Source organism: Streptomyces nitrosporeus (assembly GCF_008704555.1).
GTDB classification, from domain to species: domain Bacteria; phylum Actinomycetota; class Actinomycetes; order Streptomycetales; family Streptomycetaceae; genus Streptomyces; species Streptomyces nitrosporeus.
Window position 1 is genome coordinate 4236675 of the sequence record NZ_CP023702.1, and the last position, 22954, is coordinate 4259628.

At 71.7% G+C, this 22954-nt stretch carries 22 protein-coding genes; 11 read left to right on the top strand and 11 right to left on the bottom strand.

Features of this window, described 5'->3' with window-relative positions:
- Positions 1–255: 255 nt before the first annotated feature.
- The 4 genes from CP967_RS18845 (at position 256) to CP967_RS18860 (ending at position 3955) form a co-directional block, all read left to right on the top strand.
- Entirely contained in the window at positions 256–1137 is an 882-nt protein-coding gene (locus CP967_RS18845) for a helix-turn-helix domain-containing protein (RefSeq protein ID WP_150489090.1), read from the top strand.
- 54 nt (positions 1138–1191) lie between these two features.
- Positions 1192–2646, top strand: a complete 1455-nt coding sequence (locus CP967_RS18850) for an aldehyde dehydrogenase family protein (protein WP_150489091.1) — start codon at positions 1192–1194, stop codon at positions 2644–2646.
- 100 nt (positions 2647–2746) lie between these two features.
- Positions 2747–3301, top strand: coding sequence for a DinB family protein (locus CP967_RS18855; protein ID WP_150491933.1), 555 nt, complete (start codon positions 2747–2749; stop codon positions 3299–3301).
- Between the two features lie 18 nt (positions 3302–3319).
- On the top strand, positions 3320–3955 hold the full coding sequence (locus tag CP967_RS18860; protein WP_150489092.1) for a PadR family transcriptional regulator: 636 nt from the start codon (positions 3320–3322) through the stop codon (positions 3953–3955).
- 64 nt (positions 3956–4019) lie between these two features.
- Here CP967_RS18860 and gad read toward each other — a convergent pair whose 3' ends face one another.
- The 3 genes from gad to CP967_RS18875 form a co-directional block, all read right to left on the bottom strand.
- Positions 4020–5441: a glutamate decarboxylase gene (gad, locus tag CP967_RS18865; protein WP_150489093.1), complete on the bottom strand. Its 1422-nt coding sequence runs from the start codon at positions 5439–5441 to the stop codon at positions 4020–4022.
- A gap of 10 nt (positions 5442–5451) precedes the next feature.
- Positions 5452–6075, bottom strand: a complete 624-nt coding sequence (wrbA, locus tag CP967_RS18870; protein ID WP_150489094.1) for an NAD(P)H:quinone oxidoreductase — start codon at positions 6073–6075, stop codon at positions 5452–5454.
- 73 nt (positions 6076–6148) lie between these two features.
- Entirely contained in the window at positions 6149–6514 is a 366-nt protein-coding gene (locus tag CP967_RS18875; RefSeq protein ID WP_150489095.1) for a YbjQ family protein, read from the bottom strand.
- Positions 6515–6751: 237 nt separating this feature from the next.
- Between CP967_RS18875 and CP967_RS18880 the strand changes: the two genes are divergently transcribed.
- Positions 6752–8161: a DedA family protein gene (locus tag CP967_RS18880; RefSeq protein ID WP_150489096.1), complete on the top strand. Its 1410-nt coding sequence runs from the start codon at positions 6752–6754 to the stop codon at positions 8159–8161.
- Positions 8162–8224: 63 nt separating this feature from the next.
- Here the strand turns inward: CP967_RS18880 and CP967_RS18885 are convergent, their stop codons facing one another.
- Both CP967_RS18885 and CP967_RS18895 read right to left on the bottom strand, forming a co-directional pair.
- The gene (locus CP967_RS18885; protein WP_150489097.1) at positions 8225–9922 is read right to left on the bottom strand and encodes a threonine/serine exporter family protein; all 1698 of its coding nucleotides are present in this window, start codon (positions 9920–9922) and stop codon (positions 8225–8227) included.
- 203 nt (positions 9923–10125) lie between these two features.
- Entirely contained in the window at positions 10126–10617 is a 492-nt protein-coding gene (locus CP967_RS18895; protein ID WP_150491934.1) for an inorganic diphosphatase, read from the bottom strand.
- An 86-nt stretch (positions 10618–10703) separates the two neighbouring features.
- Here CP967_RS18895 and dacB point away from each other — a divergent pair, with 86 nt between their 5' ends.
- The 6 genes from dacB (at position 10704) to folE (ending at position 18354) form a co-directional block, all read left to right on the top strand.
- Positions 10704–12188: a D-alanyl-D-alanine carboxypeptidase/D-alanyl-D-alanine endopeptidase gene (gene dacB / locus CP967_RS18900; RefSeq protein ID WP_373300446.1), complete on the top strand. Its 1485-nt coding sequence runs from the start codon at positions 10704–10706 to the stop codon at positions 12186–12188.
- Between the two features lie 48 nt (positions 12189–12236).
- Positions 12237–13382, top strand: a complete 1146-nt coding sequence (locus tag CP967_RS18905) for a zinc-dependent metalloprotease (RefSeq protein WP_150489099.1) — start codon at positions 12237–12239, stop codon at positions 13380–13382.
- A 189-nt stretch (positions 13383–13571) separates the two neighbouring features.
- Positions 13572–14651: a tRNA lysidine(34) synthetase TilS gene (gene tilS, locus CP967_RS18910; RefSeq protein ID WP_150489100.1), complete on the top strand. Its 1080-nt coding sequence runs from the start codon at positions 13572–13574 to the stop codon at positions 14649–14651.
- Between the two features lie 96 nt (positions 14652–14747).
- Positions 14748–15287 carry a hypoxanthine phosphoribosyltransferase gene (gene hpt, locus CP967_RS18915; protein ID WP_150491935.1) on the top strand — a complete coding sequence of 180 codons (540 nt, stop codon included), beginning with the start codon at positions 14748–14750 and terminating at the stop codon, positions 15285–15287.
- Positions 15288–15505: 218 nt separating this feature from the next.
- Positions 15506–17563 carry an ATP-dependent zinc metalloprotease FtsH gene (ftsH, locus tag CP967_RS18920; RefSeq protein ID WP_150489101.1) on the top strand — a complete coding sequence of 686 codons (2058 nt, stop codon included), beginning with the start codon at positions 15506–15508 and terminating at the stop codon, positions 17561–17563.
- A gap of 185 nt (positions 17564–17748) precedes the next feature.
- Positions 17749–18354 (top strand): GTP cyclohydrolase I FolE, encoded by a 606-nt coding sequence (gene folE, locus CP967_RS18925; RefSeq protein WP_150489102.1) that lies wholly within the window; start codon positions 17749–17751, stop codon positions 18352–18354.
- Positions 18355–18557: 203 nt separating this feature from the next.
- On the opposite strand, the gene CP967_RS18930 is transcribed toward folE, so the two are convergent.
- The 6 genes from CP967_RS18930 to CP967_RS18955 form a co-directional block, all read right to left on the bottom strand.
- The gene (locus tag CP967_RS18930; protein WP_150489103.1) at positions 18558–19040 is read right to left on the bottom strand and encodes a DUF3180 domain-containing protein; all 483 of its coding nucleotides are present in this window, start codon (positions 19038–19040) and stop codon (positions 18558–18560) included.
- A 139-nt stretch (positions 19041–19179) separates the two neighbouring features.
- Entirely contained in the window at positions 19180–19791 is a 612-nt protein-coding gene (gene folK / locus CP967_RS18935; RefSeq protein WP_150489104.1) for a 2-amino-4-hydroxy-6-hydroxymethyldihydropteridine diphosphokinase, read from the bottom strand.
- Positions 19788–20147, bottom strand: a complete 360-nt coding sequence (gene folB / locus CP967_RS18940; protein ID WP_150489105.1) for a dihydroneopterin aldolase — start codon at positions 20145–20147, stop codon at positions 19788–19790. The genes folK and folB overlap by 4 nt, the downstream gene beginning before the upstream one ends.
- 193 nt (positions 20148–20340) lie before the next feature.
- Positions 20341–20823, bottom strand: a complete 483-nt coding sequence (locus tag CP967_RS18945) for a nuclear transport factor 2 family protein (RefSeq protein ID WP_150489106.1) — start codon at positions 20821–20823, stop codon at positions 20341–20343.
- On the bottom strand, positions 20820–21680 hold the full coding sequence (folP, locus tag CP967_RS18950; RefSeq protein ID WP_150489107.1) for a dihydropteroate synthase: 861 nt from the start codon (positions 21678–21680) through the stop codon (positions 20820–20822). The genes CP967_RS18945 and folP overlap by 4 nt, the downstream gene beginning before the upstream one ends.
- A gap of 86 nt (positions 21681–21766) precedes the next feature.
- Positions 21767–22948 carry an ABC transporter ATP-binding protein gene (locus CP967_RS18955; protein ID WP_150489108.1) on the bottom strand — a complete coding sequence of 394 codons (1182 nt, stop codon included), beginning with the start codon at positions 22946–22948 and terminating at the stop codon, positions 21767–21769.
- Positions 22949–22954 lie beyond the last annotated feature (6 nt).

Genomic DNA, 22954 nt, shown 5'->3' on the forward strand with positions numbered 1-22954 from the left:
GGCACAACACGAACGAGCACGCAGGTGCGCGGGGACCATGGTTCCCAATGCGCAGAGCAGATGCAAGGGCAGATGCACGTGCACGCGCCGGACTCGCCCGATACCATGCCGTTTCTTGGTCATTTCTTCCACCAACGGGTTCGGGGCCTTTCCGGAACCCTTGCCATTTCCGTAACCGAATGAGTACGGGCTGAAGCGTTTTGGTGGCAGAATCCCGGTCCGGGGTTCGGGGGTGCTCCGGGTGCAAGGGAAGCGATGGGGAGGGAACCGCCGGTGTCGGCAGGCGAGTCGAGTGGATCTGTGGTGCGGCGCATCCTGCTGGGCTCACAGCTCAGGCGACTGCGCGAGTCGCGGGGGATCACCCGTGAGGCGGCCGGCTACTCCATCCGCGCCTCCGAATCGAAGATCAGCCGCATGGAGTTGGGACGGGTGAGCTTCAAGGCCAGGGACGTGGAGGACCTGCTCACGCTGTACGGCGTCGCGGACGAGGCGGAGCGCGAGTCACTGCTCGGCCTGGCCCGTGAGGCCAACGTGGCGGGCTGGTGGCACAGTTTCGGCGATGTGCTGCCCGGCTGGTTCCAGACCTACATCGGTCTGGAGGGCGCCGCCTCGCTCATCCGTATCTACGAGGTCCAGTTCGTGCACGGCCTCCTGCAGACCGAGGCGTACGCCCACGCCGTCGTCTCCCGCGGCATGCCCGGGGCGCCCGCCGCGGAGATCGACCGCCGGGTCGCGCTGCGCCTGGAGCGCCAGAAGGCGCTCGTCTCCGAACGGGCACCCCGCTTCCACGCCGTGCTCGACGAGGCCGCGCTGCGCCGCCCCTACGGCGAACGCGACGTGATGCGCGCCCAGTTGCGGCACCTGATCGACATGTCGGAGCAGCCGAACGTCACGCTCCAGGTGATGCCCTTCAGTTTCGGCGGACACGCGGGCGAGAGCGGCGCTTTCACCATGCTGCGCTTCCCGGAGTCCGACCTGTCGGACATCGTCTACCTGGAACAGCTGACGAGCGCGCTCTATCTGGACAAGCCGGAGGAGGTTGCCCAGTACGAGAAGGCGATGACGCGGCTCCACACCGACAGCCCGGGTCCCGAGGAGAGCCGGGATCTTCTCCGTGGACTGCTCCAACTGACCTGATACACACGTACGATGACGGTCCGACAGGGGATTGAACCTGCAGTAAGGGATTGCATGTCGTTCAATGAACTGGCCCACCAGTACATAGACGGCGAGTGGCTGACCGGCAGCGGCTCGTGGGACATCATCGATTTCAATCCCTACAACGGTGAGAAACTCTGCTCCGTCACCGTCGCCACCGCCGCCGAGGTCGATCGGGCCTACCGGGCGGCGGAACGCGCCCAGCCCGAATGGGCCGCGGCCGGCCCCTACGAGCGCCGTTCCGTGCTGGAGAAGGCCGGGCTCCTGATCGGTGAACGCTTCGACGAGATCGTCGAGATGATCATCGACGAACTCGGTGCCACCCGCTTCAGGGCCGGTTACGAGGTGCGTGCCGCACAGGACTTCCTGCGCGAGGCGGCGGAGCAGGCCCTGGGACCGGCGGCCCGGCTGCTCCCGGCAGCCGCGGAGGGCAAGGAGAACCGGCTCTACCGGCTCCCCGTGGGCGTGGTGGGGGTCATCAGCGCCTTCAACTTCCCCTTCCTGGTGACGATGAAGACCGTCGCGCCCGCCCTGGCCCTCGGGAACGCGGCCGTGGTGAAGCCCCACCAGAACGCGCCGGTGGCCGGCGGGGCGCTGGTGGCGAATATATTCGAGGACGCCGGGCTGCCCGCCGGGCTGCTCAACGTCCTCGTCACCGACAGCGCCGAGATCGGCGACAGCTTCATCCGGCACCCCGTGCCGAAGGTCATCTCGTTCACCGGCTCGGACCGGGTGGGACGCCATGTCGCCGCCACCGCGGCGGGGCTCTTCAAGCGGACCATTCTCGAACTCAGCGGCAACAGCGCCCTGGTGGTCCTGGACGACGCCGGCATCGACCAGGCCGTCGAAGCGGCGGTGCACAGCCGCTTCATGTTCCAGGGCCAGGTCAGCATGGCCGCCAACCGCATCCTGGTGGACCGGTCCGTCCACGCGGAGTTCACCCGGCTGTTCACCGCACAGGTGGCGGCCCTCAGGACGGGCGACCCGCGCGACCCCGACGTGCGTATCGGCCCGGTCATCAGCGGGTTCCAGGCGGACGCGCTGACGGCACTGGTCGAGGAGGCCCTCGCCCAGGGGGCCACCGCGCCGGTGCGGGGCCGCACCCGGGGCAACCTCGTCGAACCGACCGTACTGACCGGCCTCCCGGAGGACTCGCCCCTGCTGAGGCAGGAGATCTTCGGCCCCGTGGCCCTGCTCGTGCCCTTCTCCGGCGACGACGAGGCCGTACGCCTCGTCAACGACACGCCGTACGGCCTCAGCGGCGCGGTCCACACGGCGGAACTCGAACGGGGCGTGCGGTTCGCGCGCCGGATCGAGAGCGGGATGTTCCACGTCAACGACTCGACCGTGCAGGACGATCCCAAGGCCGCCTTCGGCGGGGAGAAGATGTCGGGCCTCGGCCGGCTGAACGGCGACGCGGCTGTGGACGCCTTCACCACCTGGCAGTGGATGTCGGTCCAGCACGGGCGCACACACTTTCCCTTCTGACGGCGCCCGTAGAGGACAGGAAGTGTCCTGATCCGCTCCTATGTTGTGGGTGCGGGCCGAGGCCCGCGCAGTACATCGCGACATGAAGGCGGACATCACCGTGGTCACTTTTGTTCCCCCCGAAGCCCCTGGCGACGAGCGCGGCGCGCTCCTGGCCTTCGTCGAGGCCCAGCGGGGCGCCGTCCGCCGCTCGGTGCTCGGGCTCACCGAGGAGCAGGCGGCGAGCCGTCCGGGCGTCAGCGGCCTCTCCCTCTCCGGACTGCTGAAGCACGTGGCGGAGATGGAACTGAACTGGCTCCGGATGGCCCAGCGGCAGCCGAACGACAAGGAGCGCGACGAGCGGACCTGGGCGGACGGGTTCCGTCTCACCGGCGGCGAGACCGTCCCCGACGTTCTGGAGGAGTGGTCGAAGACCGCCGCGGAGACCGAGGCGTTCATCCGGTCCGGCATCGACGGCATGGACGACACCTTCCCGCTGCCCGAGGCGCCCTGGTTCCCCCCGGGCACCCGCTGCTCCATGCGCTGGATGCTGATCCACCTCGTGGAGGAGATCGGACGGCACGCGGGCCACGCGGACATCCTCCGGGAGACGCTGGACGGCAGGTCCGCGCTCGAACTGGTCGCCGAGGAAGCGGGCTACGCTGGCCGGAACTGACTACGGAGGGTGGGTGGTATGTCCGCGATCCGGCTCCTGGTCCTGGGCGCCGTCCGCCGGCACGGACGGGCCCACGGCTACCAGGTCCGCAACGACCTGGAGGCCTGGGGCGCGCACGAGTGGTCCCGTGCCAAGCCGGGCTCGATCTACCACGCGCTCAAGCAGATGGCCAAGGAGGGACTGCTGCTCGCCCACGGGACGGCCCCGTCCACGGCGGGCGGCCCGCCCCGCACCGAGTACGAGATCACCGAGCGGGGGACCGAGGAGTACCTCGCCCTCCTGCGGTCGTCCCTGACCGCGCACGACCAGAACACGGACGTGCTCACCGCGGGCGTCGGGTTCGTCGTCGATCTGGAACGCTCCGAGGCGGTGGCACTGCTCCGGGAACGGATCGACGCCATAGAGCGCCGGCGGGCCTCGGTCACCGGGCACTACGTACCGGCCGGCGGCACCGGGTCGCTCGGGCACATCGGCGAGATCATGAACCTGTGGATGCACACGGCCGACGCGGGAGCCGAGTGGACCCGGGGCCTGATCGCCCGGATCGAGGCGGGCGCCTACACCTTCGCCGGTGAGGGCGGCCCGTCCGCCGGGACTGCGGCGCCCGCCCGGCCCGCCCAGGACGCGGCCGGGGCCGGCGGCCGGGACACCTGAGGCGTCCGGCCGCCGGCCCCGGCGGACACCGCGAGCCGGCCCGGCCCTCCTTTGCCCGGATCCCTCAGTGGTGGAAGGACGTCATGGCCGCCCGGTCCGTGCTCATCGGGTGCGGCTGCGCCCGCAGCTCGGGCAGCAGCCGGGTCATGTCGTCCAGCAGCAGCTCGGCGAGGTCCGAGGTGAAACCGTTGCGGCAGACCACCCGGAGCACCGCCAGGTCCTGCCGGTTGGCCGGGAAGGTGTACGCGGGCACCAGCCAGCCGCGCTCCCGCAGCCGCCGTGACACGTCGAACACGTCGTACGCCCCGACACCGGGGCCCGTCGTCAGGGCGAACACCGGGAGCTGGTCGCCCCGGCTCAGCAGCCGGAAGTCGCCCAGCGCCTCGAACCCCCCGGCCAGCCGCGTCGCCACGTCCCGGGACGCCTGCTGGACCGCACGGTAGCCCTCGCGGCCCAGACGCAGGAACGTGTAGTACTGCGCCACCACCTGGGCGCCCGGCCGGGAGAAGTTCAGCGCGAAGGTCGGCATGTCACCGCCGAGGTAGTTGACCCGGAACACCAGCTCCTCCGGAAGTTCGGCGGGCGAACGCCACAGCACCCAGCCGACACCCGGGTAGACCAGGCCGTACTTGTGCCCCGAGGTGTTGATCGAGGCCACGCGGGGCAGCCGGAAGTCCCACACCAGGTCCTCGTCGAGGAACGGGGCCACCATCGCGCCGGACGCCCCGTCCACATGGACCGGGATGTCGAGACCGGTACGTTCCTGGAGTTCGTCCAGCGCCGCGCAGAGCTCGGCGACCGGCTCGTAGGAGCCGTCGAAGGTCGAGCCGAGGATGCCCACCACCCCGATGGTGTTCTCGTCGCAGAGCTCGGCGGCGGCCTGCGGGTCCAGATGGAAGCGCTCGCCCTCCATCGGGACCTGCCGCGCCTCGATCTCCCAGAACGTGCAGAACTTCTCCCAGCACACCTGCACGTTGACGCCCATCACCAGGTTGGGCCGGGCCCGGGCCGGATAGCGGCCGGCGTTCCGGGCCGCCCAGCGCCGTTTGAGCGCCAGGCCGGCCAGCATGCAGCCCTCGCTGGACCCGGTGGTCGAGCAGCCCATCGCGGTACGGGGCTCGGGCGCGTTCCACAGGTCCGCGAGCATCGCCACACACCGTCGTTCCAGTTCGGCGGTGCGCGGGTACTCGTCCTTGTCGATCATGTTCTTGTCCCGGCACTCGCCCATGAGCGTGCCGGCCTCGGGCTCCATCCAGGTGGTGACGAAGGTCGCGAGGTTGAGCCGTGAGTTGCCGTCGAGCATCAGCTCGTCGTGGACGAGGCGGTAGGCGGTCGACGGGGGCATCGGGCCGTCCGGCAGCCGGTACCGCGGCGGGGCGGCGGCCATCGAGGCGGTCGGATCGGCCTCCCCGAGCATCGGGCTCAGGGCCAGCCTGCGGTGCTCGTCGGACGGAACGCGGTCGGGGGAGCCCCGGTGGAGCGGCATGGCGGTCCCCTCAGTTCCCGGCCGCGAGCCCGGCCTTGAGGGCCCGGGTGAACTTCACGACCCGCTCGGCCTGCACCCGGGCGGCGGTCAGGGCCACCTCGTCCACCGGGAGGTCGCCCTGCCCGGAGACGTGCGACGTGCCGTACGGGTTGCCGTCGGCGAACTTCGAGGGGTCGGTGTACCCGGGCGGGACGAGGATGCCGCCGAAGTGGTAGACGGTGTTGTACAGCGCCAGCAGGGTGGACTCCTGGCCGCCGTGCGCGGTGCTGCTCGCGGTGAAGCCGCTGTAGACCTTGTCGGCGAGCTGCCCCGCCTGCCAGAGGCCGCCCAGGGTGTCGAGGAACTGCTTGAGCTGCGCGGTGACGTTGCCGTACCGGGTGGGCGTGCCGAAGATCACCGCGTCCGCCCAGACCATGTCGTCCGGCGAGACCTCCTGGATGTCCGCGGTGGCCTTCGCGTGCGCGGCCCAGGCCGGGTTCGAGTCGATGGCGGCCTGCGGGGCGAGTTCGGCGGCCTTGCGGAGCCGCACCTGCGCCCCCGCCCGCCCGGCGTCCTCGGCGATGGCCTTCGCGAGGGTGGAGACGGTGCCGGTGGACGAGTAGTAGACGACGGCGACGTTGACGGACGTGGGCATGCGGTACCTCCGGAACGGGAACGGATGCGGGACGGGGGAGGAGGGGCCGGGCGGGTGCGCGGCGGTGCCGGCGTCAGGTGCCGCTGATCACGACGGCCGTTCCGTAGGCGCAGATCTCCGTGCCCACGTCGGCCGCCTCGCTCACGTCGAACCGCGTCATCAGGACCGCGTTGGCCCCGCGGGCCCTGGCCTGCTCGACGAGGCGTTCCAGCGCCTGGTTGCGGGTCTCGACCAGCGTCTTGGTCAGCCCTCTCAGCTCGCCGCCGACCAGGGACTTCAGACCGGCCCCGATCTGGCTGCCGAGATGACGCGACCTGACCGTGAGGCCGAACACCTCACCGATGACCCGGTCGACCCGGTGGCCGGGCACGTCGTTCGTCGTGACGACCAGCACGTCCGTCCGGCCGGTCTGGCCGCCGCCGTATTCCTCGATGCCCATGGATGACACCTCCGGGGCCAGCTTTGTACCGTTTCGTTCCATCCGCATCCTTGCCTGGACCGACCGGCAGCCGGGGAGCGGCGCCGCCGGGCCGGGTCCGCGCCTTTGCCGCGTGGCCCTCTGCCCGCCCCCGGGCGCAGGCCCGTCCCGCGTAACCGGAACCCTGGGCGGCGGCGTCACGTTGATAGCGTGGAGCGGCGACGCAGCCGCCATCGACCGATCCTGGAGCCCGGACCCTTGAATACGCTTGCGCTCGGCCCGAGCTGGCTGGACCCGGACTATCTGCTCAACACGTTCGGGCTTCCCGGCCTGCTGCTCATCGTCTTCGCCGAGTCCGGTCTGCTGATCGGTTTCTTCCTGCCCGGTGACTCCCTGCTGTTCACCACCGGCCTGCTGGTGACCACGGGCGACCTGAAGTACCCGCTCTGGCTGGTGTGCGTCCTGGTGGCGCTGGCCGCGATCATCGGGGACCAGGTCGGCTACCTCTTCGGACGCAAGGTGGGGCCGTCGCTCTTCAAGCGGCCGGACTCCCGGCTCTTCAAGCAGGAGAACGTCGAGAAGGCCCACGACTTCTTCGAGAAGTACGGCCCGAAGTCCCTGGTGCTGGCGCGCTTCGTGCCGATCGTGAGGACCTTCACCCCGATCATCGCGGGCGTGAGCCGGATGAACTACCGCTCGTTCATCATCTTCAACATCCTCGGCGGCATTCTCTGGGGCGTCGGTGTGACACTGCTCGGGGCGGCCCTGGGCAAGATCGACTTCGTGCACGAGAACATCGAGATGATCCTCATCCTGATCGTGCTGGTCTCCGTGCTGCCGATCGTGGTCGAGTTCCTGCGGGCCAGGAGCAAGGCGAAGAAGGAGGGCGGCACCGCGGAGCGCGGCGCGGACGGGTCCTCCGCCGACGCCCCCCACGCCGGTGACGCCCCGGACGCCGGCCACAGCCACCCCGCCGGCCGCCCGGGCCCCTACGACGGCTCCCAGAACCTGTACGACGGCTCCCGGAACCCGTACGCCGACGGCTCCCAGGACCCGTACGCCGCAGGCCAGGGGAACGGCCCGCACGACCCCTACGGCCGGCCGGCCTCCCCGTACGACGGCCCCTCGTACGGCGGCGCCCCCTCCGGCCCCTACGGCAACGGCCCGCAGGGCAACGGCGGCAGCGGCGGCGTCCCCTACGGCAACGGCGGCAACGGCAACTACGGCGGCGACAGCGGTTACGGCGACGCCCCCTACGGCGGCCCCCGGCCCGGCGCCTACGGCAACGGCCCCTACGCCGGCGGCCCCCAGGCCCCTGCCCCGTCCCCGTACGGCGACGGCGGTCACGGCGACGGCGGTCACGGCGCCCCCTCCCAGGGCTCCCCGTACGCCTCCCCCTCCCAGGGCGCCCCGTACGGCGGTGCCCAGCCGGGCCCGTACGACGGCCGGCCGTACGCCGCCGGCCCGTACGGCGGCCCGCAGGTCTCCCCGTACGCCGGCGGCCCGGCGGGCGCCCCCGGTGACGCGTACGACACCGGCCGGGCCGCCCCGTACGGCGGGGGGCACGACACCGGCCGGCCGTACGGCGACGGTCAGGAAGAGGAGCCCGGCCGGTACGGACAGCAGCAGGACGGGCCCGGGCAGTCCGGGTGGCAGAACGGGCGCTGAGCCCGCACGGACACCGACGGTGCCCGGGTCCCCCGCGCGGGGGACCCGGGCACCGTCCGTTCCTCAGAAGCCGCGCGTCCGTTTCGCGGCGCGGCGGGAGGGGCCGCCCGAGATCCCGCCGGGCACCCGCATGAAGAGCCGTGAGATCTCGCTCCCCAGGTTCACCCCGATCGCGATGGCCAGCGCCGTCGCCACCGCGGTGGAGAGCGAGGCCAGTCCGGTGTCCAGCTCGTTCTGGGCGACGCCCAGCAGACCGAAGTAGGTGGCCGAACCGGGCAGCAGGGGCCCGATCGCCGCGGTGATGTAGGGCAGCGACGAGGCGTAGCGGTAGCGCGAGAACAACTGGCCGAAGAGGCCGACCAGGCCGGCCGCCACCGCCGTCGCCGCCACCGGGGAGATCCCGCCCGCCCGCGCCATCGCCCCGTAGACCACCCAGGCCACGCCCCCGTTGAGGGTCACCGCCAGGACGGTGGAGCGCTCCTGCTGGAGAAGGATGGCGAAGGCCAGCGTCAGGGCCATCGAGGCGAGGATCTGCACCACCGGCCGGTCGTTCGGCACGAACCGTGCCTCGGGGTTGAGCTCGGCGCCCAGCTGGACGCCCAGGTAGAGCATGAGCAGCACCCCGGCCACGATGCCGATGAAGAAGTACATGACCTCCAGCAGCCGGGCGCCCGCGGTGATGTAGTAACCGGTCAGGCCGTCCTGCACCCCGGCCACCAGCGCCCGTCCGGGCAGCAGCGCGAACAGCCCACCGGTGATCACCGCGGAGGGCCGGACGTCGGTGGAGTGCGTGAGGGTGAGCAGGATGCCCATCGCGGCGGGAGGCATGGCGGCAGCCACGAACTGGTAGAACTCGGGCATTCCGCGCCCGGCGAAGAGCCAGGCCAGCCGGTCGCCGAGCATGGCGCCCGCCGCCGCCACGAAGAAGACGAGCACGCCGCCCCCGACCAGCACCGACGCGGAGCCGGCGAGCAGCCCGGCGGCGGCCGTGAGCACCCAGCCCGAGTAGGGGTGGCGGTTGCGGCGGATCTCGGCGAGGCGCCGGTAGGCCTCCTCCAGCGAGACCTCGACGTGCTCCGCGGTCGTGATGTCGTCGATCAGCACGTACACCGCGGCCAGCCGGGTGTAGTCGGTGCCCCGGCGGCGCACCGTACGGCTCGCGGTGACCGGGTCCTCCACCAGTGACGGCTGGTGGGAGATGGACAGCAGGGTGAAGGTCACGGTCGGTTCGCAGCGGTCGAGCCCGTAGGAGCGCGACACGGCGAACATGGCGGCCTCGACGTCCTCGGCGCCCTCTCCGCCGGCCAGCAGGAGCTCCCCGATACGCAGGGTCAGGTCGAGCACCCGGGGCACGGCCGGCCCCGTGTCGTCGGTCTTCTGGACGCTCTCGGGCGCCGGGCGCTCGAAGACGGGCATCCGCAGCATCGTGCGCATCCGGTCCTGCCAGGGCGCCTCCTTGGTCAGCCGGACCATCGGGATGCCCTGGGCCGGGGTGAAGGCCGGCGGATGGGGTGTGACGCCGCTCGGCGTGGTGAACGCGGAGGTGGTCCCGGCCGCGCCGCCGGGGGCCGAAGCGGAACCCGGACCGGGACCGGGCGGCGGGTCGTTCTGCACGCCTGCCGGAAGGGCGAACTCCGACGTGGGGTGGTCGTCGTCCGAAGGGCCGGGCGACTGTTCCACGCCCGCCGGAGGGACGAAGGCGCTGTGTGCCTCGTCGGACTGGGGCTTCTGGTCCTCCGTACCGCCCTGCTCCGCCACCACTCGACCTCGTTCCTCCTCGACCGCGTTCCGGAACGCTCCTGCCCAGTATGGCCAGCGGCAAGGGTCGGCACGCGCGACGGGCGGCGCACCGGTGAAAGGTGCGCCGCCCGTCGTACGTGCGGTCGGTCAGGGCTCCCGGCCGGGACGGCCCGGGAGCCGCGGCCCGTGCCGTCCCGCCCTCAGACGGAACCGGAAGGGCTCCTTCAGTGGCCGCCCTGCTCCTTGAGACGCTTGTAGGAGGCCTCGATCTCGGCCTCGGCCTCGGCGCGGCCGACCCAGTCGGCGCCCTCGACGGACTTGCCGGGCTCCAGGTCCTTGTAGACCTCGAAGAAGTGCTGGATCTCCAGGCGGTCGAACTCCGACACGTGCTGGATGTCCTGCAGGTGCTCGACGCGGGGGTCGGACGCCGGGACGCACAGCAGCTTGTCGTCGCCGCCGGCCTCGTCGGTCATCCGGAACATGCCGATGGCCCGGCACTTGATGACACAGCCGGGGAAGGTCGGCTCGTCCAGGATGACCAGCGCGTCCAGCGGGTCGCCGTCCTCGCCGAGGGTGTCCTCGACGAAGCCGTAGTCGGCCGGGTAGCTGGTCGAGGTGAAGAGTCGACGGTCCAGGCGGATCCGACCGGTCTCGTGGTCCACCTCGTACTTGTTCCGCGAACCCTTCGGGATCTCGATGGTGACGTCGAACTCCACGGGTGGCTCCTCCATGATCAAGACATACGACTGGTGGTTAAGTGTCCCTCACGCAGATGTGTGCTCGCGAAAGGGGCTGGTCAACGGTGGCCGAGCCGGTGCAGAGACCGACAGAAGAACCGTTGGACCGGTGGCGCGGGTGGAAGCACCGGACGCGTCCGGCGCCCGGGAACCGGACGGACGACCGGCGATTCGTCGCAGGCGCCGCGGTGCTGGGCCTGGTGGTCGCCGCCGGGGCCGTCCTGACCGCCGGTCCCTGGGACTCGGGTCAGCGTAAGGCCGAGCTGGACCGGGTGGCCGCCCTTGAGCGCGCGGGTGGCGCACATCACGAAGGGGACGGGCCCCAGGCCCCCGAACCCGCCCCCAGCGCCGTCCCCGTGCTGGCCGCCCTGGGCGAGCCGTCCGGCGCCAGGGGCCCGGCCGCGGCGGACCTGCGGGCCTCCCTCGGGCCGCTGCTGAAGGCACCCGGCCTCGGCACCGCGAGCACCGCGGCCGTCGTCGACGTGGCCACCGGCGAGCAGGTGTACGCGCGGGGCGCCGCCACACCCATGACACCCGCCTCCACGGTGAAGATCGCCACCGCGGCCGCCGCGCTCTCCGCGCTGGGCCCCGGCCATCGCATCGCCACCACCGTCCGGGTGTCGAAGGACTTCCGGACCGTCACCCTGGTCGGCGGCGGCGATCCCACGCTCGGCGAGGCCGGCCTGCGCTCCCTCGCCGAGGGCACCGCACGCGCGCTGCGCGCCGGCGCCGCGCGTGAGGTCCGGCTGACGTACGACACCTCTCTGTACGCGGGCCCCGCCCTGCACCCCATCGGCCCCAACGAGAACATCGCGCCCGTCAGCGCGCTGATGGTCGACGAGGGACGGCTGGACGACAGCGACCGGGGCCCCGCGCCGCGGACCGCCGATCCCGCGGGCGAGGCCGCCCGCGCCTTCGCGGAGCTGCTGGGCGACGCCGGGGTGGACACCGGGTCCGCCGGCCCGGCGCCCGGCCGGGCCGGCGCCGGGGCCGAAACGGTCGCCACGCACCACTCGGCCCCGCTCTCCGCCCTCGTCGAACGGGCCCTGACCAACAGCGACAACGACATCGCCGAGGCCCTGGCCCGGCAGACCGCCCTGAAGGCCGGCCGGCCGGCCTCCTTCGCCGGGGGCAGGGCCGCCGTGACCGACCGGCTGAAGAAGCTGGGGCTGCCGGTGGCGGGGTCCGCCTTCGCCGACGGCAGCGGCCTGGACCGCGAGGACAAGGTGACCGCCGGGATGCTGGCCGCCCTGCTGGCCCTCGCCGCCGACCCCGCCCACCCCGAACTGCGCGCCGTCCACACCGGTCTGCCGGTCGCGGGTTTCAGCGGCACGCTCGGCACCCGCTACTCCCCGGCGTCCCGGGGGACCGGGACCGTACGGGCCAAGACGGGCACCCTCACCGGGGTGAACGCGCTGGCGGGCACGGCGGTCGGCCCGCACGGCAGGCTCCTCGCCTTCGCGTTCCTGGCCTCGGGCACCACCTCCGCCGCGGAGGCCGAGGACTCCCTGGACGCGTTGGCCGCCTCGCTCACCCGGGGGGCGAGGTAGACGGCTGACACCCCACCACCGGGCGACCTCCTCACGTACCGTTGACGCATGACGCGCATCGGTGGTGCCGAGATGGTCGACTGGAATCTCGCGGTCGCGACAGCGACCAGGTTCGTACGGCCGGGACCCGAGATCAGCCGTGAGGAGGCCCGCGCGGTCGTCGCGGAGCTCCGGCGGCACGCCAGGGCCTCGGAGGAGCACGTCCGTTCGTACACCCGGATGATTCCGGAGGGTCACGAACCGGAGGACACCCCGGTCCTGGTCGTTGACCGGGCCGGCTGGATCAAGGCCAACGTCGCGGGCTTCCGCGCACTGCTGGGGCCCTTGCTGGGCAAGATGCAGGACCGGCGCGGCGGCGGGGCGCCGGGGGCGGTGCTCGGCGCGGTCGGCGGCAAGGTGACCGGTGTCGAACTGGGCATGCTGCTCTCGTTCCTGTCCTCCCGTGTCCTCGGGCAGTACGAGACCTTCGCCCCCGCCACCCGCGAGCTCCCCGGCTCCGCCGACGGCGGCGGGCGGCTGCTGCTCGTCGCCCCCAACATCGTCCACGTCGAGCGCGAACTCGACGTCGACCCGCACGACTTCAGGCTCTGGGTGGCGCTCCACGAGGAGACCCACCGCACCCAGTTCACCGGGGTCCCCTGGCTCCGCGACCACCTGCAGGGCGAGATCCAGTCGTTCCTGGACGAGACCGACGTCGACCCGATGACCGTCCTGGAGCGCCTGCGCGAGGCGGTCCAGGCCTTCGCGGGCGGCAGCCGCCCCGAGAGCGAGCGCGGGGAGGAGGGTGACGACGCCGGACGCAGCCTCGTCGAGATCGTCCAGACGCCCGCCCAGCGCGAGGTGCTCGGCCGTCTCACCGCCGTGATGTCCCTGCTGGAGGGCCACGCGGACTTCGTGATGGACGGGGTGGGCCCCGAGGTCGTGGGCTCCGTCTCCGAGATCAGGGAGAAGTTCCAGCAGCGCAGGGCCCGGGGGGCGAGCCGGCTGGACCTGGCGCTGCGCAGGCTGCTCGGCCTCGACGCCAAGCTCCGGCAGTACCGCGACGGCGAGAAGTTCGTCCGGGCGGTCGTCGAGGAGGTGGGGATGGAGGGCTTCAACCGGGTCTGGACCTCCCCCAACACCCTGCCGACCAAGGCCGAGATCTCGGCTCCCGCGGACTGGGTGGCGAGGGTGCACGGTAAGCCGGGCCCATGACCAAGGCCCGCCCGGCGGCAGAAGATTGCCCCTCCAATCACCCATCCGAGGGACCATAGGGGCATGGGAAGGCGTGCAATGCTCGGTGGGCAGCTTTGCTCTGTCACCATCGACGCACTCTGAGTGACGGGACTTCTCCGTCCAGACACTCCGAGGCGCCTCCCGAAACTCCACCGAAGGGCACCGGACATGGGTCCCCATCCTGCGGTCGCGGCGATACGCCTGGCGGTCCGCCGCGTACTCCACGACGTCGTCACCGAACACAACCGCCACACCGGACAGGAAGCCCGCGCCGAACTCGCCGAAGCCGGGGCGACGGCCGGCGGACGGGGCGGAACGCTGCCCGACCGCCCCGGCACCCCGCTGGTGCTCGTCGCATGCTCGGGAGGCGCCGATTCGATGGCGCTCGCCTCCGCCCTCGCCTTCGAGGCCCGCAAGCTCCCCGTCCGGGCGGGCGGCATCACCGTCGACCACAACCTCCAGCCCGGTTCCGGCCTCCGCGCCACCGAGGTCGTCGCCCGCCTGGCCGGGATGCGGCTCGACCCCGTCGAGTCGGTCTCCGTGCACGTCGGCCGTGACGGCGGACCCGAGGCCGCCGCGCGTGACGCGCGCTACGCCGCGCTGGACGCCGCCGCCGAGCGGCACGGAGCCGCCGCGGTCCTGCTCGGCCACACACGCGACGACCAGGCCGAGACCGTCCTGCTCGGCCTGGCCCGTGGCTCGGGCATCCGCTCGCTGTCCGGGATGGCGGCCGCCTCGGGCCCCGCCGGCCGCTACCGCCGCCCCTTCCTCGGCCTGGACCGGCAGACCGCCCGTACGGCCTGCATGGCCCAGTCGCTCCCCGTCTGGGACGACCCCCACAACATCGACCCCGCCTACACCCGGTCGCGGCTGCGCCACGAGGGCCTGCCCGCCCTGGAGAAGGCGCTGGGCAAAGGTGTCGTGGAAGCCCTCGCGCGCACGGCGCAGCTCTCCCGTGACGACGCGGACGCCCTGGACACCTGGGCGGCGGAGGCCGCCGGTTCCGTGCGCGACGACGACGGACGGCTGGAGTGCGCCGGACTCGCCGTCCTGCCCTCCGCGGTACGCCGCCGGGTGCTGCGCCGGGCCCTGATCGACGCCGGGTCCCCCGCCGGCTCGCTCTTCGCCCGTCACATCGAGGAAGTGGACCGCCTCATCACCGGCTGGCGCGGCCAGGGAGCCATCAACCTGCCCGGACGCGTCGAGGCGCGCCGCCAGGGTGGCAGACTGGTGATTCGGCAGAGCTGAGGCGGAAAGCGGCCGAGGCGCAGGCGAGACGGCCGGCCCGGCCCGGGGTTCCCGGGCCCGGCGGGCAGAGAAAGAGACGCGGTGAACGAGAAGGACATGGGTACCGACCTTCAGTCGGTGCTCCTCACCAAGGACGAGATCGACGCCAAACTGGCCGAGCTGGCCGCCAAGATCGACGCGGAGTACGCGGGCAAGGACCTGCTCATCGTCGGGGTGCTCAAGGGCGCGGTGATGGTCATGGCGGATCTGGCGCGCGCCCTGTCCACCCCCGTCACCATGGACTGGATGGCCGTCTCCTCGTACGGAGCGGGCACCCAGTCCTCGGGCGTCGTCAGGATCCTGAAGGACCTCGACACCGACATCAAGGGCAAGCACGTCCTGATCGTCGAGGACATCATCGACTCGGGTCTGACGCTGTCCTGGCTGCTGACCAACCTGGGCTCGCGCGAGCCCGCGAGCCTGGAGGTCTGCACCCTGCTCCGCAAGCCCGACGCGGCGAAGGTCGCGATCGACGTGAAGTGGGTCGGCTTCGACATCCCCAACGAGTTCGTCGTCGGCTACGGCCTGGACTACGCAGAGAAGTACCGCAACCTGCCGTTCGTCGGCACGCTCGCCCCGCACGTGTACGGCGGCTGACCCCTGACCGGTCCGCGACCCGGCGGCCCCGGCCGAAGCCGCCCGGGCGCCGGGGAACCCTCGTGGCCCTCCCGCCGTTGGAGCCTTCGAAGGCGGGATTGTCGGACGTCCCCTGCGGTCGCGGGTGACAATGCTGGGGTACCGTCCGAAGAACAGTCTTTTCTCACAGCAGCATTTACCTACGGGCAGGAGGGACGGGGCGACTTCGCTCCGTATGGATGGACGTGAAGCGATACTTCCGTGGGCCGGTCATGTGGATCGTGCTGGCCGTCCTCGCCGTGGTCGTGTTGATGCAGGTCGTCGGCTCGTCCGGCGGCTACAAGACGGTGGACACCGGCGAGGTTATCCAGGCGATCAGCAAGAACCAGGTGGAGCAGGCCAAGCTGACCACCGGTGACGAACAGATCATCAAGATCGAGCTGAAGGACAAGGAAAAGCTCAAGGGCGAGTCCGGAAGCAAGTTCCAGGCGAGCTACATCGGCAACCAGGGCGTCGAACTGGCCGACACCCTTCAGCAGAAGTTCGAGAGCGGTGACATCGAGAAGGGTTACACCGTCTCGCCGTCGAAGCAGTCGCCGTTCGTCTCGATCCTCCTCTCGCTGCTGCCCTTCGTCCTGATCGTGGTCGTCTTCCTGTTCCTGATGAATCAGATGCAGGGCGGCGGCTCCAAGGTCATGCAGTTCGGCAAGTCCAAGGCCAAGCTGATCACCAAGGACACCCCGAAGACGACCTTCGCCGATGTGGCGGGGTCGGACGAGGCGGTCGAGGAACTGCACGAGATCAAGGAGTTCCTCCAGGAGCCCGCGAAGTTCCAGGCCGTGGGTGCCAAGATCCCCAAGGGTGTCCTGCTCTACGGCCCGCCCGGAACGGGTAAGACGCTGCTCGCCCGTGCGGTCGCGGGTGAGGCGGGTGTCCCCTTCTACTCGATCTCCGGTTCCGACTTCGTCGAGATGTTCGTCGGTGTGGGTGCCTCCCGTGTCCGTGACCTCTTCGAGCAGGCCAAGGCGAACGCCCCGGCGATCGTCTTCGTCGACGAGATCGACGCCGTCGGCCGGCACCGCGGTGCCGGTATGGGCGGCGGCCACGACGAGCGCGAGCAGACGCTCAACCAGCTGCTCGTCGAGATGGACGGCTTCGACGTGAAGGGCGGCGTCATCCTGATCGCCGCCACCAACCGGCCGGACATCCTGGACCCGGCGCTGCTGCGCCCCGGCCGTTTCGACCGGCAGATCGCCGTGGACCGGCCCGACATGCAGGGCCGCCTGGAGATCCTGAAGGTCCATCAGAAGGGCAAGCCGGTCGCGCCCGACGTCGACCTCAACGCGGTCGCCCGTCGTACGCCCGGCTTCACCGGTGCCGACCTGTCGAACGTGCTGAACGAAGCGGCGCTCCTCACGGCGCGCAGCAACCAGAAGCTGATCGACAACAAGATGCTCGACGAGGCCATCGACCGCGTCGTGGCGGGGCCGCAGAAGCGGACCCGGATCATGTCCGAGAAGGAGAAGAAGATCACCGCGTACCACGAGGGCGGACACGCCCTGGTCGCGGCGGCTTCCCCCCAGTCGGACCCGGTCCACAAGATCACGATCCTCTCCCGCGGCCGTGCCCTCGGTTACACGATGGTGCTTCCGGAGGAGGACAAGTACTCCACGACGCGCAACGAGATGCTCGACCAGCTGGCCTACATGCTGGGCGGGCGCGCGGCCGAGGAGCTGGTCTTCCACGACCCGACGACCGGTGCCGCCAACGACATCGAGAAGGCCACGGCCACGGCCCGCGCGATGGTCACGCAGTACGGCATGACCGAGCGCCTGGGTGCCATCAAGTTCGGCGGTGACAACACCGAGCCCTTCGTGGGCCGGGAGATGGGCCACCAGCGCGACTACTCGGAAGAGGTCGCGGCGCTCGTCGACGAAGAGGTCAAGAAGCTCATCGAGACCGCGCACAACGACGCGTGGGAGATTCTCGTCGAGAACCGGGACATCCTCGACAACCTGGTTCTGGAGCTCCTGGAGAAGGAGACGCTCGGCAAGGAGGAGATCGCCGAGATCTTCGCCCCGATCGTGAAGCGTCCGGCGCGTCCGGCGTGGACCGGTTCGTCCCGCCGTACGCCCTCGACCCGGCCGCCGGTCCTCTCCCCCAAGGAGCTGGCCCTGACCAACGGCGCCACCACCGCCAACGGTTCGGCTGCCGGGGAGACCGCCCCGAAGGACATCATCTCCAAGGAAGGCGGTTCCTCCGTGGAGCCGCGTCACGAGGAGCGTCCCGAGAGCTGATCACCCGGCCGATCCGGTGTGGTACCCGTCACGGGTGCGCTGCCGGGCCCGGAATGGATGCCGCGCCCCCCAGGTTCTAGCCTGTGGGGGCGCGGCTATTTTCGAATCCCTGCGCGAAGCCCGGTGTGTTTCCCTTCTGTCCGGGCGGGCCTGCGCATGTGACAGCACAGAGGAACGAGGCACAGATGACCGACCCGGTGACGCTCGACGGGCAGGGTCCGATCGGCGAGTTCGACGAGAAGCGGGCCGAGGCCGCTGTACGGGAGCTGCTCATCGCGGTCGGGGAGGACCCGGACCGCGAGGGACTGCGGGAGACGCCGGGCCGGGTCGCGCGGGCCTACAAGGAGATCTTCGCGGGACTCCGGCAGAAGCCCGAGGACGTCCTGACGACGACCTTCGACCTGGGCCACGACGAGATGGTCCTGGTGAAGGACATCGAGGTCTTCAGCACCTGTGAACACCACCTGGTGCCGTTCCGCGGTGTCGCGCACGTCGGGTACATCCCGGCGACCAGCGGCAAGATCACCGGCCTCTCCAAGCTGGCCCGGCTGGTCGACGTGTACGCCCGGCGCCCCCAGGTGCAGGAGCGGCTCACCACGCAGATCGCCGAGTCCCTGATGGAGATACTGGAGCCGCGCGGGGTCATCGTGGTCATCGAGTGCGAGCACATGTGCATGTCGATGCGGGGCATCCGCAAGCCGGGGGCGAAGACGTTGACATCGGCCGTCCGAGGCCAGCTGCGGGACCCGGCCACCCGCGCGGAGGCGATGAGCCTCATCATGGCGCGCTGAACCGCAGGCGACGACAGGGGACGGGGCGCGGTCCGGGGTCGGGCCCGCCGCGGGCCTCCGGCAGCTGCGGGGGCCTTTGGCGGGTGGCCGGGCGCGCCGTGTCCGTCCGCGCTGTGTCCGTCCGTGCCGTGTCCGTCCGCGTGCGCCAGGGGGCCGGGGCTGCGCTGCGGCCGGGCCGCCGTGCCGCGGCCCGGGGAGGCGCCTCAGGCGGCTGCGGCCGTGCCGTTGCGGTCGCCGTCCTCGGGGAGCTTGCAGACACGCTCCAGGAACACGGCGGCCGCGATCACGGCGATGCCGGCCGCGAACGCGAGACCCGCGTAGATCGCCTGGTCACGCCGGGGCGGGATGTCGAGGTACCCGAGCAGGAAGACACAGGTGCCGCCGTACATCCCGGCGACCAGCGAGGCGACGAGCGCGCTCGCCTGGCCGAAGACCACGGCGCGTGCCGCCATCAGGGGCTCGACTCCCTTGGCGCCCGGCCGGCGCTCCCGCTGGGCGCGCAGCCGCGACCGTATCGACAGGGCTGTGGCGAGCAGGACGGCGGCGATCACCGCGAGTACGACGGGCGCGGCGAGGGGGACGCTGGGCAGGGTCCCCAGGGAGTCCCAGAGCCGGGCACCGGCCCAGGACAGCACGCCGGCCCCGGCGAGGAGTCCGGCCAGTGGCCCGAGCCGTAGTTGCTTCACCGCGAGTGCCGCCCTTCGCCGCCGTGCCGTACGGGCGGTGCCGTGCGGCGTCCGCCCGTGTCCTCGGACCCGGGACCGCCCTACGGGTCCCGCGTCGTGACCGGGCCGTGTGCCCGATCCGTGTCCCTGAGCCTAACGACTACTCGGGCAGGCGGAGTTCCAGGTCGGCGCGGGGGGCCACCCCGTCGCCGCCGACCGAGGCCAGCAGGCCGGCCACCGGACCGGAGCCGGGCAGCTGCGCCTCGGGCTCCACGTCGTGCCACGGGGCGAGGACGAAGGCGCGCTCGTGGGCACGGGGGTGGGGGAGGGTGAGCAGCGGGTCGTCGGAGACCACGTCGGCGTACGAGATGATGTCGACGTCGAGGGTGCGGGGGCCCCAGCGCTCCTCGCGGACCCGCTCGAACGCCTCCTCGATGGCCTGGCCGCGCTCCAGCAGGGACGAGGGGGGCAGGGTTGTCCTCACGATGACCACGGCGTTGAAGTACGACGGCTGGGAGCCCGGGTCGACGCCCCAGGGCTCGGTCTCGTAGACCGGGGAGACTGCCTTGACCCGCAGCCCGGGGGTGTCCTCCAGGGCGTCGACGGCCCCCTGGAGGGTCTCCAGCCGGTTGCCGAGGTTGGAGCCGAGGGCGAGCACCGCGCGTTTCGGGTTGGAGAGGGTGACGTCGGCCGCGTCGACCTGCTCGACGACGGCCGCGGGAACCGGCTGGACGGTCGGGTCGCTCTGCCCTCCGGTGGAAAAAGCTGTCATGCTCGGCTCCGGGTGATGGTGATGGTCACGTCGTCGAAGGGGACGGTGATCGGGGCGTCCGGCTTGTGGACGACCACCTCGACCTCCTCCACCCCCTCGTGCTCGAGGCACCGCTGCGCGATGCGTTCGGCGAGGGTCTCGATCAGATCGACCGGCTCGCCCTGGACGACGGCCACGACCTCTTCCGCGACCACGCCGTAGTGCACGGTCTTGGTGAGGTCGTCGGCGGCTGCCGCGGGGCGGGTGTCGAGGCCGAGCACCAGGTCCACGATGAAGGTCTGGCCTTCTTCCCGTTCCTTGGGGAAGACACCGTGGTGCCCACGGGCCTTGAGGCCGCGCAGCGCGACACGATCCACGCGAATCACTCCTGCTGTCGTCGTCTCCGGCGGCACCTGTCCGTGTGCGGGCGAGGGGGTGCCGTCTTCCGAATCTACCCGCGGGCACCGACAGGGCCCGCGCGCGGGTGGGCGCGGGAAGCCGGGGTCACGGGCCGGTAGCCGCGTATACCCTCAGATGCGGGAGTCCAATCCCGCCGGGCGGGACGACCGCTCAGGACGTGGGCTCTTCGTCCTCTTCCTCCCCGGTTTCGGTCAGTACCGGTGACCCGTGGTGCGACCAGAGCTTCCAGCCCTCCGGTGTGTTCCGGAACACATTGGTGGCGACGACGAGCTGGCCGACGAGGGGGCCGAGCGCGTCGCCCTCCTGGGCCGGACCGCCGCTCAGGATGTTCTCGGTGCAGGTCACCAGGGCGGTGTCCCCGGTCATGGCGACCTGGACGTCGGTCAGGAAGAACTGGATGTACTCCGTGTTCGCCATGATCAGCGCATAGCTGCGGAGCACCTCACCGCGCCCGGACAGCACCGGCCAGCCCGGGTGCACACAGGAGACCGTGAGGTCCTCGCCCGGCAGCCACAGCGCCGAGAGCGCGTCGAGGTCGCCGCGCTCCAGCGCCTCGTAGAAGGCGGTGTTGGCCTCCTCGACGGCCCGGATGTCGGCGGCCGCCGCCTCGTGGTCGTCGCGCGGGGAGCTCATGCGGCGCCCTCGACGGCGCGGGAGACCCGTACGGCGTCCGCGGTCGCGCGGACCGAGTGGACGCGGACCGCCCAGGCCCCCGCGTGCGCGGAGAGGGCGGAGACCGCCGCCGTCGCCGCGTCCCGCTCCCGGGCCGGCGGCGGGGTCCCGTCCGGGCCGGCCAGGACCTGGCCGAGGAAGCGCTTGCGGGAGGCGGCCACGAGCAGCGGGCGGCCCAGTTCGCGCAGCCGGTCCAGCCGGGCCACGAGGGCCAGGTCGTGGGCGGCGTTCTTGGCGAAGCCCAGGCCCGGGTCGATCACGACGCTCTCCGGGGCGATCCCGCCGCCGACCACGGCGTCCATACGGTCGCGGAGCTCCGTGAGGACCTCGGCGACGACGTCCCCGTACACCGCCCGGCTGTTCATCGACTCGCTGAACCCACGCCAGTGCATGACGACGAAGGGCACCGAGGCAGCGGCGGCGACCGGGATCATGTCGGGGTCGGCGAGACCGCCGCTGACGTCGTTCAGCAGGGACGCCCCGGCGGTGACCGCCTGCTCGGCGACCCGGGCCCGCATGGTGTCCACCGAGACGGTGACGCCCTCGGACACCAGGCCCCGCACGACGGGGACCACCCGGCGCAGCTCCTCCGCCTCGTCGACCCGGGTGGCGCCGGGACGGGTCGACTCGCCGCCGACGTCGACCAGGTTCGCGCCTTCGGCCACCAGTTCGAGGCCGTGCTTGATGGCGGCCGTGGTGTCGAACCAGCGGCCGCCGTCGGAGAAGGAGTCCGGGGTCACGTTGACGACCCCCATGACCGCGCAGCGATCCCACTCCGGCAGTCCCCGGACCGTGCCCCGTCCTTGCGATGTACTCATGTCACCAGCCTAAGAGCTCCGGACGGAAGGGGGCTCCGCGCCGGCTCGCGGGGCCCGGGGCCCGCCCCACGGGCGGCGGGGCCCGGTCAGGGGGCGGAGACCGTGGCGACGGACTCCACCGCGACACCGGCACGCGGGACGGCCCGCGCGTCCGCGCCGATCGAGCGGCGCAGCGCCTCGTGGAGGCGGGCCGGGGTGAGGACGCCGAGGAGACGGCCGGTGCCCTCCGGGCCGGTCACCGCGACCCAGCCGGCGTCGTGCCCCAGCATCGCGGCCAGCGCCTGCTTGAGGGGCGCGCCGAGGGGCAGCGACGCCTCCATGCGCCGGGCGCGTTCACGTACCGTGCCACCGGTGCCGCCCGGCGCGGTGTCGTCCGCCGTGATCCAGCCGTGCGGCCGGCCCCCGGCGTCCAGTACGACCGCCCAGCGGGCGCCCTCGGCGCGCAGCCGCGCGGCCGCCTTCGGCAGCGGGTCGTCGAGGCGGACGGCCGGGGGGTGGTCCAGGTCGCTCTCCTCGACCGGGGTGACCGATAGCCGCTTCAGCCCCCGGTCCGCCCCCACGAAGCCGGCGACGTACGGGGTGGCGGGCGCGCCGAGCACGGTGGCCGGCGGGTCGAGCTGCTCGATGCGGCCCTGCCCGTACACGGCGATCCGGTCACCGAGGCGGACGGCCTCCTCCAGATCGTGCGTCACGAACAGGACCGTCTTGCGGACCTGCTCCTGGAGGGAGAGGAACTCGTTCTGCAGCCTCTCCCGTACGACGGGGTCGACCGCGCCGAAGGGCTCGTCCATCAGCAGCACCGGGGGATCGGCCGCCAGCGCCCGTGCCACGCCGACCCGCTGGCGCTGTCCGCCGGAGAGCTGCCCGGGATAGCGGTCGCCGTAAACGGAAGGATCGAGTCCGACGAGGTCGAGGAGTTCCGCCGCGCGTTCACGTCCCTTTCCCCGCTTCCAGCCCAGGAGCCGGGGGACGGTGGCGGTGTTCTCCAGGACGGTGCGGTGCGGAAAGAGGCCGACCTGCTGGATCACATAACCGATACGGCGGCGGAGCCGCACCGGATCGATGGTGGATATGTCGTCCCCGTCGAGGAATATCCGTCCCTCGGTCGGTTCGGTCAGCCGGTTCACCATCTTCATGGTGGTGGTCTTCCCGCACCCGGAAGGCCCGACGAGCGTGACGAGTTCGCCTTCGGCGACCTCGAAGGAAAGGCCGTCGACGGCGGTGGTGCCGTCCTCGTACCGCTTGGTGACCTGCTCGAAACGGATCATGGTTCC

Coding starts and splice junctions, on each gene's coding strand:
- CP967_RS18850 (WP_150489091.1), top strand. CDS start 1,192: ATGTCGTTCAATGAACTGGCCCACCAGTACATAGACGGCGAGTGGCTG.
- folK (WP_150489104.1), bottom strand. CDS start 19,791: ATGACAGCTTTTTCCACCGGAGGGCAGAGCGACCCGACCGTCCAGCCG.
- CP967_RS18845 (WP_150489090.1), top strand. CDS start 256: ATGGGGAGGGAACCGCCGGTGTCGGCAGGCGAGTCGAGTGGATCTGTG.
- folE (WP_150489102.1), top strand. CDS start 17,749: ATGACCGACCCGGTGACGCTCGACGGGCAGGGTCCGATCGGCGAGTTC.
- gad (WP_150489093.1), bottom strand. CDS start 5,441: ATGCCGCTCCACCGGGGCTCCCCCGACCGCGTTCCGTCCGACGAGCAC.
- folP (WP_150489107.1), bottom strand. CDS start 21,680: ATGAGTACATCGCAAGGACGGGGCACGGTCCGGGGACTGCCGGAGTGG.
- CP967_RS18905 (WP_150489099.1), top strand. CDS start 12,237: ATGACGCGCATCGGTGGTGCCGAGATGGTCGACTGGAATCTCGCGGTC.
- CP967_RS18955 (WP_150489108.1), bottom strand. CDS start 22,948: ATGATCCGTTTCGAGCAGGTCACCAAGCGGTACGAGGACGGCACCACC.
- CP967_RS18860 (WP_150489092.1), top strand. CDS start 3,320: ATGTCCGCGATCCGGCTCCTGGTCCTGGGCGCCGTCCGCCGGCACGGA.
- hpt (WP_150491935.1), top strand. CDS start 14,748: ATGGGTACCGACCTTCAGTCGGTGCTCCTCACCAAGGACGAGATCGAC.
- CP967_RS18945 (WP_150489106.1), bottom strand. CDS start 20,823: ATGAGCTCCCCGCGCGACGACCACGAGGCGGCGGCCGCCGACATCCGG.
- tilS (WP_150489100.1), top strand. CDS start 13,572: ATGGGTCCCCATCCTGCGGTCGCGGCGATACGCCTGGCGGTCCGCCGC.
- wrbA (WP_150489094.1), bottom strand. CDS start 6,075: ATGCCCACGTCCGTCAACGTCGCCGTCGTCTACTACTCGTCCACCGGC.
- CP967_RS18875 (WP_150489095.1), bottom strand. CDS start 6,514: ATGGGCATCGAGGAATACGGCGGCGGCCAGACCGGCCGGACGGACGTG.
- ftsH (WP_150489101.1), top strand. CDS start 15,506: ATGGACGTGAAGCGATACTTCCGTGGGCCGGTCATGTGGATCGTGCTG.